The sequence below is a fragment of the Pseudoalteromonas sp. SCSIO 43095 genome, from assembly GCF_023650455.1.
In the GTDB taxonomy this organism is placed as follows: Bacteria; Pseudomonadota; Gammaproteobacteria; order Enterobacterales; family Alteromonadaceae; genus Pseudoalteromonas; species Pseudoalteromonas tetraodonis.
In genome coordinates this window covers 1,525,728-1,538,893 of the sequence record NZ_CP087995.1, presented here as the reverse complement: position 1 = coordinate 1,538,893, position 13,166 = coordinate 1,525,728, and the positions used below count along the sequence as shown (strand labels likewise).

Below are 13,166 nucleotides of genomic sequence, written 5' to 3'. Positions count from 1 at the left end.
AACAGCATGTAATTTTTTTTACAGAAAAAACGTCAACTTTTTAAAAATTTTTATCAAAAAAAGGAGTAAAAAACTGAGATTTTAGACTAAGTTATAGGTTAACATTAAGTAGATAAGTTTAACTTAGTAATAGCGCAACGGAGAAACCTATGCCTTTAACTCGTTTGCTCAGCATTATATGGCTCAGCACATTACTCATCGCCTGTGGCGGTGGTGGCTCACTGGAAAAAGAAAGTGGAACCGTTGGCGGTGATACTGGAGGCACCGGTGGAGACGCTATCGAACAAGCAATTCAAGTTGAACTTGATTTTGAAGATAGAATTGTTACTGCCGATAACCCGCTAGAGGTGGTTGCAACGGTAACCGGAAGTGATGGTCAACCTGTTGTGCGTCAAGAGGTAAGCTTTACCACAACACTGGGTTCTTTTATACCGGCTACAGGTAGCGCTTTAACAAATTCCAGCGGTGTTGCAACTATCGAGCTTAGCGCGGGTAGTGTTGAAGGAGCAGGAACCATTGTTGCTAGCTACGAAGACGCAACAAGTAAACTTGGCTTTTACACGGCAGGTGATGAGCCTCAATCGAATGACTCAACCGCAAATATTGACATTAAAATTTTACAAAACTGCCCTGATAGCTGGTTAAATATAGACAGAGATTCTATAGAGCTTGATCCATCTGACTGTTCTCAAAATAGTAATTTACTTGGGCAACAAGCTATTGTATACGCAAAAATCACCAAACCTGGCAGTAATACGCCAGCAAGTAATGTACTGGTTCAAGCGACAACAACGCTAGGTATTTTATTACCTGAAAGCTTAACGGCTAAAACGGATGCGTTTGGTGTTGCTATTTTGAATTTATTGCCTGGCAGTAGCTCAGGTGTTGGCCAAGTTGAGTTAACCGCTCAGGGCGGCGTTGCGAGTGCTTTATTTGAAATTAACGCTGTTCAAGTTAATGTAAATTTAAGCGCGGGTATTGCAACTGGTGATGTGTTGTCTGCAGGTTCTACTACTATTATTACCGCTCAGATTGTAGATGGCAGCAATAACTTATTCACCACTCCACTTGAAGTACAATTTACCTCGGCATGTGCTGAAGAATCTACTCCTAGAGCCACTATCGATAGTGTGGTAACTAGCATTGGCGGCACGGCAAGCGCAACTTATAAAGCGGATGGTTGTAATGGTATAGATACGATTACAGCAACCGTGGTTACCGGTGGCAACGTTGCTACTAAAACAATTAATATTAATGTAGCTGCCGCTCAAACGGGTTCAATCGCGTTTATGGGTGTGACCAATCAAGTGTTAGCTATTAAAGGAGCTGGCGGTCAGACTCTTACTGAAAATTCAGAGCTTACCTTTAAACTTTTAGATATTAATGGTAACCCTGTTGGTCAAAAGCAAATTGATTTTGCTCTTTCGCAAAACCCCGGCGGCGCGTTGCTAGACAGTGCATTTCAGTTTACCAATAATGAAGGTTTAGTGACTGTAAATGTCCGCTCAGGAAGAGCCGCAGGAGTTTTATCTGTTATTGCATCACATCAAGTTGAGGCTGGCGACGCATCACAAAATAATGTGATTTCTATTGTGTCAAATGACATAACCATTACCACAGGTGTGCCAGATCAAGACAGTTTTACGCTTGCAGTGCAAACATTTAATACCGAGTCATTAAATGAAGCCGGGGTGACAACAGACTTAACTGTATTTGCAGCCGATCACTTTAATAATTTTGTTCCTGATAACACGGCAATTTATATAGCCAGCGAAGGTGGTGCAGTAGGCACAATAGATGATCAACAATTTACACCTTTATTACTTTGCCGCACCATAGATGGTGTGTGTAAAGCGCAGTGGCGTAGCCAAAACCCAATTCCTTATCATTACAGCATTTATAAAAACTCTGTGGCTGATAAGTGTGACCGTTTTTTTGGTCAAGCAGCACCTTGTACATTAGGTATCAGAGAGTCACAACTAGACACAAACGGCAATCTACTTACCTATCTTGATAGTAGTGGTAACCCGATATCACTTGCGGATGCGCCAAGTAATGCGCCAATAGATTATCCATTAGGTGGTCGTGTAAGCTTGTTAGCATACTCAGTGGGTGAAGAATCATTTAACGATGTATCTGCTAACGGTGAATTTAATCAAAACGAGTTTGATTCTACATTACAAGATTTACCTGAAGCCTTTATAGATTTTAATGAAAACGGTATTTTTGACGGAAATTTACCCGCACCTGCGAACCCCGTAAATTCTAATGGCGGTGAGGATGAGTGGTATGTGGAGCGCTCTGGTGCACTAAATAATGGTCAGTTTGATTCCGGCGATGGCATTTACAATGGCTTGTTATGTAGTGACGAGGCGCTTGCTGCAAATGCATGTACGCGTGAAACAGTAAATGTACGCGATCGTTCAGAGTTAGTGATGTCTGGAAGTACACCTTACATTAGAGCTGTAACGGCTTTAGATGACTGTAGTTTAAGTGATGGTATTAGCTTAGAAGCTTCCGATATGGCGGGTATGTGTGACATAAACCTTATTGATATTAGCAATTCCACACCTTACAGCGCGATTTCAGTGACTATCTTCTTCAGTGATATTCATAATAATCCATTGCCTGCAGGTACTAAAGTTACTGTCACTGCCGACAATGGTGTGTTAAGAGGGTTAACAGATTACACCGTTGTGAATACTGCGCAACGAGTACCTGATTCTGTTTCGGTAAATATTACTAAAGAAGCTGAGCCTAATGAGGTTGATTCTGGGTTTTTATACATTGAGTTTGAAACACCTGGTGGGGTAAAAACACAGTTACCTGTGATGGAAATAGAAGACGAACCTAAGGTTTAAAATATGTGAAGGATAAAAAATGCCAACCAATAAGGTTGGCATTTTTGTTTCTATTCTATATATTCCACATCAATTATTCAAAAAGCACTGGTTTGATTAAATTTACAACAGAAATTGTTTGTTTATTCAGTAAATACTGAAAAGTTTGTATTAAAAGCTTGTAAGAACTAGTGTTTGTAGATATACCTATAAATATTCGCGCCGCATGAGTCGGCTAAACACATTTAAAAAACTAGGTTAGAAATAGGCAACTATGGGCAAATCGCTAGTAATTGTAGAGTCACCTGCTAAGGCTAAAACAATTAATAAATACTTAGGTAATGATTTTATCGTAAAGTCCAGTATTGGACACGTACGAGATTTACCTACTTCAGGTTCTGGCAAAAACAAGGCACCAGCAAGCAAAACGCCTGCTGAAGTGCGTAAAATGCCACCTGATGAGAAAGCAGCGTATAAACAGCAACGTGACTACACTAACTTAGTCGCGCGAATGGGAATCGATCCTGAAAAAGGATGGGAGCCACATTACGAAATATTGCCGGGTAAAGAAAAGGTTGTTCAAGAATTACAAAAGCTTGCCCAAAACGCTGATAAAATCTATCTCGCAACGGATTTGGATAGAGAAGGGGAAGCTATTGCTTGGCACCTTCAAGAAATTATTGGTGGCGAGCCAGAAAAATATAAGCGTGTTGTTTTTAATGAAATCACTAAAAATGCAATACAACAAGCATTCGAAACCCCAGGTGAGTTAAACACCGACATGGTTTATGCACAGCAGACCCGTCGCTTCTTAGACCGTGTTGTTGGCTTTATGGTATCGCCCCTATTATGGGCTAAAGTAGCGCGTGGTTTATCAGCGGGTCGAGTGCAATCTGTTGCAGTGCGTTTATTAGTTGAACGCGAACGTGAAATTAAAGCATTTATTCCTGAAGAATTTTGGGACATTCATGCCGATGTTAAAAATAGCGAGTCTGACCTACGTTTAGAAGTCACTAAACAAGCAGACAAGCCATTTAAGCCAGTAAATGAAGCTCAGGCTAGTGCAGCAGTTAAAAGCCTTGAGAATGCCGAATATAAAGTTGTCAGCGTTGAAGAGAAACCAAGTAAGAGCCGTCCAAGTGCGCCATTTATTACTTCAACAATGCAACAAGCAGCAAGTACCCGATTAGGTTATGGCGTTAAAAAGACCATGATGCTTGCCCAGCGTTTATACGAGGGGGGTTATATTACTTATATGCGTACCGATTCAACTAATTTATCGAAAGATGCGGTTGAAATGTGTCGCGAATACGTAACCAATGAGTTTGGTGCCAAGTATTTACCTGCTGATCCGATTAACTATAGCTCTAAAGGTAATGCACAAGAGGCGCACGAAGCGATTCGTCCTTCTAGCGTATCAGTGCTTTCTGGGCATGTTGAAGGTGTGGATGCCGATGCGAAAAAGCTTTATGAGCTTATTTGGCGTCAGTTTGTGGCCTGTCAAATGGTGCCAGCTGAGTACGATTTAACCACCTTAACGGTCGCTGCCAACGATTTTACATTGAAAGCAAAAGGACGTGTTTTACGTTTTGATGGTTGGACTAAAGTGCAACCGGCAGTACGTAAAAAGAATGAAGAAGAGCAATCGCTGCCTGCTGTTAAGCAAGGCGAGGTGCTTACATTAGTTGAGCTTGCTCCTAAGCAGCACTTTACCAAGCCACCGGCTCGTTTTAGTGAAGCAAGCTTAGTTAAAGAGCTTGAAAAACGGGGTATTGGTCGTCCTTCCACGTATGCCTCTATTATATCAACGATACAAGAACGTGGTTATGTACGAGTAGAAAGTCGTCGCTTTTTCGCTGAAAAAATGGGGGAGATTGTCACCGATCGCCTTGTTGAAAACTTTACCGATTTAATGAACTTCGATTTTACCGCTAAAATGGAAGGCCGTTTAGATGATATCGCCGAAGGTAAGCGTGTTTGGACGCAGGTACTTGATAAGTTTTATGCCGATTTTTCAACCCAGTTAAACATTGCCAAAGGTGAACCCGATGAAGGCGGTATGCGTCTTAATCAAATGGTAGAAACCGATATTGACTGCCCAACGTGTGGCAGAAAAATGGGTATTCGTACTGCTTCAACGGGCGTATTCTTAGGGTGTACTGGTTATAACCTGCCACCTAAAGAGCGCTGTACTACCACTATGAACTTAGTGTCGGGTGATGAAGCGGTTGCAGCTGATGTTGAAGACGTTGAAACAGAAACATTAATGCAAATGAAGCGCTGTCCAATCTGTGAAACAGCTATGGACTCTTACCTAATAGACGAAACCCGTAAATTACATGTTTGTGGTAATAACCCTGCTTGTGAAGGGTACATCGTTGAGCAAGGTACCTTTAAGATTAAAGGGTATGATGGTCCGATTATCGAGTGTGATAAATGTGGCTCAGACATGGAGCTCAAATCAGGCCGTTTTGGTAAGTATTTTGGTTGTAACAACGAAGAGTGTAAAAACACGCGTAAGTTACTTAAAAACGGCGAAGCTGCGCCACCAAAAGAAGACCCTGTGCACATACCTGAACTTGAATGTGAAAAATCTGACGCTTATTTTGTTTTACGTGATGGCGCTGCAGGTATTTTCTTGGCGGCTAACACTTTCCCTAAATCACGCGAGACGCGCGCGCCTAAAGTGGCTGAGCTAAAGCGTTTTAGAGACCGTATTTCACCTAAGTTTTATTACCTAGCGGATGCACCAGAAAAAGATCCAGATGGTAACCTAGCGGTAGTACGTTATAGCCGTAAAAATAAAGCCCAATATGTGATGACAGAAGTTGATGGCAAAGCAACTGGTTGGACGGCACACTACGAAGGTGGTAAATGGGTAGAAGAGGCTAAGAAAAAAGCCGCGCCTAAAAAGAAAGCCGCCGCTAAAAAAGCGCCTGCTAAAAGTAAAGCGAAAGCAAAAGTAAAAAAAGACGATGAATAATTAATTATTCACCGTTTTAAGTAATAAAAAACCGGAATGCACAGCCTGTGACAGTTCCGGTTTTTTTTGTCAAATAAAACCTATCGCAATGGCATTTCTAATCTGTTTTTTTACTTTACAGGATTAAAAAATGTAACCAATTTAGGTTCAATCCACTCAATTATTCATTAAATTTTAACAGCAGTGACTTTGTTATAGCCTTCAGATGTTAGTTCATCATTCACACACTTTAAAACATAGTTATAAAGCTCTTCATTGCTTACGTCGTCTTCTTTAGCCCAACTAACACACATTTCTGTGAATTCTTGAATCGTCTCAGCTGAAGCGTCTGTAGCATCGTTTGCCACTGCATTAGCAGCAGATAAAACGAAAAATGGTGCAACGATTAACGCGAGTAATGCTTTATTCATTTTCTTATTCCTAAAAATGGAGTAACAATCGAGTTATGTATGCATACACTGCCTACATAAAACAAGTGTAACCAAGCCAGAACATATCTGTTGGTATATTTATTTTTAATCGAATATAAAATAAAGGGAAACGAAATATTTTTATCGTTAAGATGAGCGTATCGCGTAAAAGTGTTTAACCTTAACTAATTGTGTTACAGCTAAATTTAGGCTAATGTCGCGTTTTAACTTTTAGGTGTTCTTATGTCAGAGCCACACACAAATAATATAAATAAAAAAATACAACCTGTTCATAAAGTAGAGTATGCTCTTGAGTCGTTTATATTCAAAGGACGCTGGTTATTAGCCCCATTTTTTGTCGGTTTACTATTTGCTGTGGTTTTATTACTAATAAAATTTTCTAAACAGCTGTATTTGATGGGGATCGCAACGTTTACTGCCAGTAATCAAGAGTTGTTGGTGGGTATACTAACTTTGGTTGATACCGCTTTGTTAGCTGGACTTTTATTAATTATTATATTTAGTGGCTACGAAAACTTTGTCTCTAAGCTTAATATCGACAATCATGAGGACCGTCCCGTATGGATGGGAAAAGTAGGGTTTTCTGGTTTAAAAATGAAACTGATTAGTGCGATAGTCGCTATTTCAGCCGTTGAGCTACTAAAGGTGTTTATAAGCTCTGCATCTCATTCAAATGATGAATTACTCTGGAAAGTGCTGATACACGTTACCTTTGTGGTATCGGGTGTACTGTTTGCATTTACTGATTACTTAAATAACCTCAGATCTGCATAAGAATTAAAGCCGAGTCACTTTTATACTCGGCTTTTTAGTCTGAAAAGTATAGGCAATTAATCCAGCCATTAAATTAACCATAAATGAGATGCAGCTGCGGTGCCTTGTGTGGTCTATTTGAGCCATATTTTTCAGCTGGTCGAAAACTGTTTCGATGATGAAACGCTTTGATAACATCGCTCTATCCCAAGATGATATTGGCTGACGTTTCATATTACTTCTTTGACCTGTAATAAAATCAATACCTTGCTCAGCAAGTTCCGCTTTTAAGTTTGCAGATACATAACCTTTATCAGCGTATAAACTACCTGCAACATTATCGACCATATCTAATACCGGCTGTCTATCATCAACATTCCCAGCTGTCACTTTTACAGCTAATAAACCCCCTTCATCATTCATGATGAGGTGAAGTTTAAAACCATAAAACCAGCCCATTGTTCCTTTGCCTCGTTTGGCTTCTCCTGCAAAAACTTGGTGGCGAGGAATACGCATGTTGTGACACACCTTGAGAGAAGTGGAATCGATAAATGCAATGCCTGTTGGTTTATCAAAGCGCTGCTTCAGATAGCTACACAGAGCAGGTAACGTGGCCTGAAGTAACTTCAACATACGTGTATAACTGACTAAATCAGGGAAATAATGTCGCCAATACTGACAAACAAATTTGGTGTAGTAAGTTTTAAAATCGCGATAACCTGATTGATGAAAAGCAATTAATATAGTCATCACTTCGCTAGAGGATAGTCGAGATGGCTTAATGCGTTGCTTTTCACCTGATTCTATTAGGTGTTTAAGCCATTGAGGTTCAAACAATAAACAAAAATCATCGACATCTACGTAAATTGCATCTAAGTTATTCATGCCCTTGCCTCGGTAATCTTATGTTTCTTGGTCGAAAGATCTGATCACCGCAAGGGCATTTAGTTCCATTTCTTATGTGCAGCTCAGGTTAAATAGTAAAACAATTAGCCATTAAAAAATGCTAAGAAAACCCGAGCAGTGCTCGGGTTTTTTATAATAATGTAAATATTAACTACAGTGGGCGTAATAACAACCAAATGGTTCAACTGTCAGTGTTTCATTATCAAGTTTTGCGTTGTGATGAGAAAGGTCGTTATGTTCATTTTCAACACTTGCATTAATAGTAAGTTTTGCTTGTGAAGCACTCAAATTGAATACACACAACATTTTTTCATCGTTTAGAGTACGGTAAAACGCTAAGATTGGTTCTTCGGTTTGTAAAAACTCAATATCACCTTCAAGTAAGACTGGCTGGTTTTTACGCCATGCCATAAATTCACGGTACGCATTTAATATTGAGTTTGAATCATTCTCTTGCTCAGTAACTGCTTGCAGCCTATGTTGCTGATCAACAGGTAACCACGGTTTTACTTCACTAAAGCCTGCATTTTGGGCATTTGGTTGTGAGTTATCTAGGTTTTCCCAAGGCATTGGGGTACGACAGCCATCACGACCTTTAAAGTTTGGCCAAAATGTAATGCCGTATGGGTCTTGTAAATCTTCAAACGCAACGCTGGCTTCACCGAGTCCGAGTTCTTCACCTTGATACATACATACGCTGCCACGAAGTGAAGCGAGTAGGGCGGTCAACATTTTACATTGCGCTGGGTTTACCTCTCCCGTTTCACTCCAACGGCTAGCAACACGTTCTACGTCATGGTTGCTAAATGCCCAACAAGGCCAGCCTTCAGTCATGCGTTGCTCAAGTGTAGTAACGGTATTTCTTATATACTCGCTCGAGTAATCATCCGTTAATAGCTCAAAGCTATAGCCCATGTGCAGTTTATCGCCACCTTGGGTGTATTCTGCCATGGTGGCTAATGAATCTTCAGATGAAATTTCACCCAGTGACACGGTTCCTGGGTATTTATTGAGTAAGGTGCGAATATCACGCATAAACTCAATGTTTTCTGGCTGTGTGTTGTTGTAGTAGTGATACTGAAAAGCATACGGATTGTCTTCACTAAAACCACGGCCCTGACGCTTTTCTTTTGGTTTTGCAGGATTATCACGAAGCAGTGCGTCATGGTAACAAAAGTTAATTGCATCTAACCTAAAACCATCAACGCCTTTTTTAAGCCAAAACTCAACATTGTCTAGTACAGCTTGGCGAACATCAGGGTTATGAAAGTTAAGATCAGGCTGTTCCGTGAAAAAGTTATGTAAGTAGTATTGTCCACGACGCGGCTCCCATTGCCATGCACCGCCACCAAAAATAGACAACCAGTTGTTTGGTGCTGTTCCGTCTTCTTTAGCATCGGCCCATACATACCAATCAGCTTTATCGTTGGTTAAATCTTCACGGCTATCAATAAACCATTGGTGTTGATCTGAGGTGTGGCTAAGTACTTGGTCTATAATAATTTTAATATCGCGTTGATGTGCTTGCGCAATGAGTTCATCAAAATCATCTAAGTTACCAAAAAGCGGGTCGATATCGCGATAATCGCTAATATCATAACCAAAATCTTTCATAGGTGATTTAAAGAAAGGTGAGATCCAGATAGCATCTACCCCTAAGCTTTTAATGTAATCAATGCGATTAATTATCCCTTTTAAGTCACCAATGCCATCGTTGTTGCTATCTTGAAAGCTACGCGGATAAACCTGATAAATAACCGCACCTTTATACCATTGCTTTTGGGTCATGCCTTTCTCCGTTTTCACACTGTCTTTGTGTTGTTCTTTTTTTGAGGTGTTAATCCTCGTTTATTTGAAAAAGCATACTTGAAGCCGGTCATACTGTAAAAAGTCTGCATACGTATGCACCGTTTTAAGGTCATTAAAAGAGGTTAAATCAATCACTTATTTCATCGATTTTAACGTCGGTTTATTGAATATCTCTTTACCAATTTGGTTTGTTAATTTATTGTTTGCGTTATTTAGGTGCTTAAAAATAAGGGGATGCACTAAATTGGTGATTATTAAAATTGGTCTTACCAATTGTACTTAAATAAATGTCCTCGATAATAATAAATTAGAAAATAAAATAGCCTCGTGTCATTTTATTTATGTTTAATGACGCACTTATTTTATCAAAAAATAAGTAATGACTATCATTAAAGCTACAAATGCTAATTGCACTAAAATAAATCATAATAAAACAGTAACTTATAAAGTGGTGTGTAAACTTGATGTTAATTTAATGTGTGTAATGCAACTTTGAATACGTATGCATAAAGTTGTTAATAAAATAATACGAGCGTTAGAATTCATCCTGACAACAAAATAAGCTCGCAGGCTTAACTATCACTTAAGCAAGTAAGCGGGTATCACATTATGGGTAACGGGAAAACATTATGGCTATGTTCAAACCAAGTATATTAACGCTAGCATTAACTGCTGCCGGACTATCAAGCTTTGCCACTACTGCGGCACAAGAAGAAACAATAAAAAAAGATGATGTAGAAATCATCGAAGTGAAAGGTTTTCGCGGTAGTGTTGTTGAATCAATTAATACTAAGCGTTTTTCAACACAGGTTGTTGAGTCAATTTCTGCAGAAGACATTGGTAAACTTCCAGATACATCTATTGCTGAATCAATCGCGCGTTTACCAGGTTTAACAGCACAACGTCTTGATGGTCGTGCTAGTCGTGTAAGTGTTCGTGGTTTTAGTGAAAACGAAAGTGCAACCACCTTCAATGGCCGTGAGCAGGTATCTATTGGTGACAACCGTGGTGTTGAGTTTGACCTTTACCCGTCAGAAATTATGAGTGGTGTTACTGTATATAAAACGCCAAGTGCTAGCATTGAAGCAGAAGGTATTGCCGGTGTAATTGATATGCAAACGGTAAAACCTTTAAGTAAAGGCGAGCGCGTGATCATGTTTAATGGTCAGTTAGAGCAGTCAGGTTTTGATAAGCTAAACCCAGATGGTGATGACAAAGGCTTTCGTGGCACGGTTTCATACATTGATCAGTTTGCAGATGACACTATAGGTGTTGCATTTGCTTACAATACTATGAGCTCACCAAACCAAGAAAAACGCTGGAATTCTTGGGGATACCCTGAATTCGACGTTGATGGACAGAATTATTCAATCTTAGGCGGCGCTAAACCTTTCGTACGATCGTCAACACTTGAACGTGATTCAGCGATGCTAGTAGTAGAAGCTGCACCAAACGACCGTTTAAACATGACATTTGATGCGTTGTATGTAGATTTTAACGATGAAAAAATCCTACGTGGTATTGAAATTCCATTTTTTCCTGGTTGGGGTGGGCAAGGCAATATAGATCAAAATAGTCTAACTATAGATGAAGAATCTGGGTTTATTACCAGTGCAACAACGCAAGGTCAACGCGTTGTAGTTCGTAATGATGTTGAAGAACGTGATGCTGAATTAACGCAATTTGGTTTTAATACTAAATATGACATTGACGATTCGTGGTCGGTAGAGTTTGATGCGAGCTTATCTGAAGTTGAGCGTAAGGACTGGAGCTTACAAAGTTATTCTGGCACAGGCCGCGGTGAAGCGAATGGTGTTGCTGACAACATTGGCTATTCACTTAATGGCGGCAATACCGGCGCCAAATTTAGCCACGAGTTAGATTATAGTGATTATGCTTTAATTCAGCTAGGTAGCCCTTTGTCATGGGGAACCAGCTCAGCGCTAAATAATAAGTACGGCTTAAATGATACGGCTTATCAAAACACTGCACAAGATGGCTTTATTAATGCACCTGAAGTCAATGATGAACTACATACTTTAAAACTAGCAGCAAGCAAGCTATTAGAAAACGATTACTTAAGCAAAGTAAGTCTTGGTATGTCATACCGCGACCGCGAGAAGAGTAAAAAGTCTGAAGGGTATTACTTAACATTAAGCGATTTCTCATTAGATAATCCTGGTACGCTTGTCGTTCCAGAGCAATATCGCCTTGGAACAGCTAGCTTAGACTTTATCGGTATGGGGGATATGATTGCCTATGATACCCGTGCACTAGTTGACGATGGATATTATAACTCAATTCAAGAAAGCTTAACGGATATAAAGCACACTACGCAATCGTACACAGTTCAAGAAAAAGTTACGGCGTTTTTTGTACAAGCAGATATTAATGCAGAAGTAGGTAATTTGCCGCTTTCTGGTAACGTTGGTGTTCGCTATGTTAGAACTGAGCAATCTTCGCAAGGTTTTGCGGCTGTGCCGAATGACGTGACTGGTCTAGTTGAAGCTGTTCCTAACAATGTGTCACACGATTATAGCCATGTTTTACCTAGTCTTAATTTATCTTTGGCGCTAGATGAAGATCAAACCGTGCGTTTTGGTGCCGCTAAAACTATCTCACGAGCCCGCCTAGATGAAATGAATGCTTCTGTTAATGCGAGCTATAATTCAGAGCGTCCTGATGAAAATGGCAACTATTGGTCAGTATCGGGTGGTAACCCTACACTTGAACCAAAAGAAGCAACGGGTTTTGATTTGACTTATGAAAACTACTTTAGTGCAGAAGGCTACTTCTCAGCGGCTGTATTTTATAAAGACTTGAGTCAATGGATATTTGATGGCGTATACGAAGTTGATATGTCAGGGGTTGCTGATCCTTCAACGGGAGAAATACCAGAGAATAGTACCGGTACTGCGTCAGGTAAAGTGAATGGCGGTGGTGGAGACCTTTGGGGTTATGAATTGTCTCTTGCTCTACCGTTTAACGTCTTTAGTGATTCACTTGAAGGTTTTGGTTTAATTGCCAGCCATACTGGGATTGAACAAGATATTGAAGATCAAAACGGTAATGAATACGAACTACCTGGTTTGTCGGATAAAATTCAAAGCTTAACGTTTTATTATGAAAACTATGGCTTCCAAGCGCGTACTAGTATGCGTAAACGTAGCGACTTTAAAGGTGATATTTACAATGCAGGTTATGAAACGCAGCAAGTGAATATCTTAGGTGAAACAATTTGGGACGTACAAGTTGGTTACGATTTTGGCGAAGCAGGTGTTGAGAGCTTAGATGGCTTAAATGTGACATTCCAAGTACAAAATATCACTGAAGAACCATTTACAACACTAAGTGGTGATAATGCCTTACAAGTGCGTGATTACCAAGATTATGGGCGTAACTTTATTCTTGGATTTAGCTACAAGCTTTAACTGAAATTTAGTT

At 39.9% G+C, this 13,166-nt stretch carries 7 protein-coding genes; 4 read left to right on the top strand and 3 right to left on the bottom strand.

Features of this window, described 5'->3' with window-relative positions; translation table 11 throughout:
- The first annotated feature begins 149 nt into the window (after positions 1–149).
- Positions 150–2,861, top strand: coding sequence for an Ig-like domain-containing protein (locus LOC50_RS07300; RefSeq protein WP_250652972.1), 2,712 nt, complete (start codon positions 150–152; stop codon positions 2,859–2,861).
- 253 nt (positions 2,862–3,114) lie between these two features.
- Positions 3,115–5,823 carry a type I DNA topoisomerase gene (topA, locus tag LOC50_RS07295; protein WP_250652971.1) on the top strand — a complete coding sequence of 903 codons (2,709 nt, stop codon included), beginning with the start codon at positions 3,115–3,117 and terminating at the stop codon, positions 5,821–5,823.
- A gap of 167 nt (positions 5,824–5,990) precedes the next feature.
- Here topA and LOC50_RS07290 read toward each other — a convergent pair whose 3' ends face one another.
- Positions 5,991–6,233: a hypothetical protein gene (locus tag LOC50_RS07290; RefSeq protein WP_016899532.1), complete on the bottom strand. Its 243-nt coding sequence runs from the start codon at positions 6,231–6,233 to the stop codon at positions 5,991–5,993.
- Between the two features lie 243 nt (positions 6,234–6,476).
- On the opposite strand from LOC50_RS07290, the gene LOC50_RS07285 reads away from it, so the two are divergent.
- Positions 6,477–7,028, top strand: coding sequence for a TIGR00645 family protein (locus tag LOC50_RS07285; RefSeq protein ID WP_250652970.1), 552 nt, complete (start codon positions 6,477–6,479; stop codon positions 7,026–7,028).
- Positions 7,029–7,031: 3 nt separating this feature from the next.
- On the opposite strand, the gene LOC50_RS07280 is transcribed toward LOC50_RS07285, so the two are convergent.
- Complete coding sequence (locus tag LOC50_RS07280; RefSeq protein ID WP_250652969.1) at positions 7,032–7,892, bottom strand: IS982 family transposase; 861 nt, start codon at positions 7,890–7,892, stop codon at positions 7,032–7,034.
- Between the two features lie 168 nt (positions 7,893–8,060).
- Positions 8,061–9,701 (bottom strand): alpha-glucosidase family protein, encoded by a 1,641-nt coding sequence (locus tag LOC50_RS07275; protein ID WP_250652968.1) that lies wholly within the window; start codon positions 9,699–9,701, stop codon positions 8,061–8,063.
- A 650-nt stretch (positions 9,702–10,351) separates the two neighbouring features.
- On the opposite strand from LOC50_RS07275, the gene LOC50_RS07270 reads away from it, so the two are divergent.
- Positions 10,352–13,153, top strand: a complete 2,802-nt coding sequence (locus LOC50_RS07270; RefSeq protein ID WP_250653893.1) for a TonB-dependent receptor — start codon at positions 10,352–10,354, stop codon at positions 13,151–13,153.
- The last annotated feature ends 13 nt before the right edge of the window (positions 13,154–13,166 follow it).

What these genes read in the sequence shown, in the direction of transcription:
- LOC50_RS07300 (WP_250652972.1), top strand. Translation starts at nt 150, where the DNA reads ATGCCTTTAACTCGTTTGCTCAGCATTATATGGCTCAGCACATTACTC.
- topA (WP_250652971.1), top strand. Translation starts at nt 3,115, where the DNA reads ATGGGCAAATCGCTAGTAATTGTAGAGTCACCTGCTAAGGCTAAAACA.
- LOC50_RS07290 (WP_016899532.1), bottom strand. Translation starts at nt 6,233, where the DNA reads ATGAATAAAGCATTACTCGCGTTAATCGTTGCACCATTTTTCGTTTTA.
- LOC50_RS07285 (WP_250652970.1), top strand. Translation starts at nt 6,477, where the DNA reads ATGTCAGAGCCACACACAAATAATATAAATAAAAAAATACAACCTGTT.
- LOC50_RS07280 (WP_250652969.1), bottom strand. Translation starts at nt 7,892, where the DNA reads ATGAATAACTTAGATGCAATTTACGTAGATGTCGATGATTTTTGTTTA.
- LOC50_RS07275 (WP_250652968.1), bottom strand. Translation starts at nt 9,701, where the DNA reads ATGACCCAAAAGCAATGGTATAAAGGTGCGGTTATTTATCAGGTTTAT.
- LOC50_RS07270 (WP_250653893.1), top strand. Translation starts at nt 10,352, where the DNA reads ATGGCTATGTTCAAACCAAGTATATTAACGCTAGCATTAACTGCTGCC.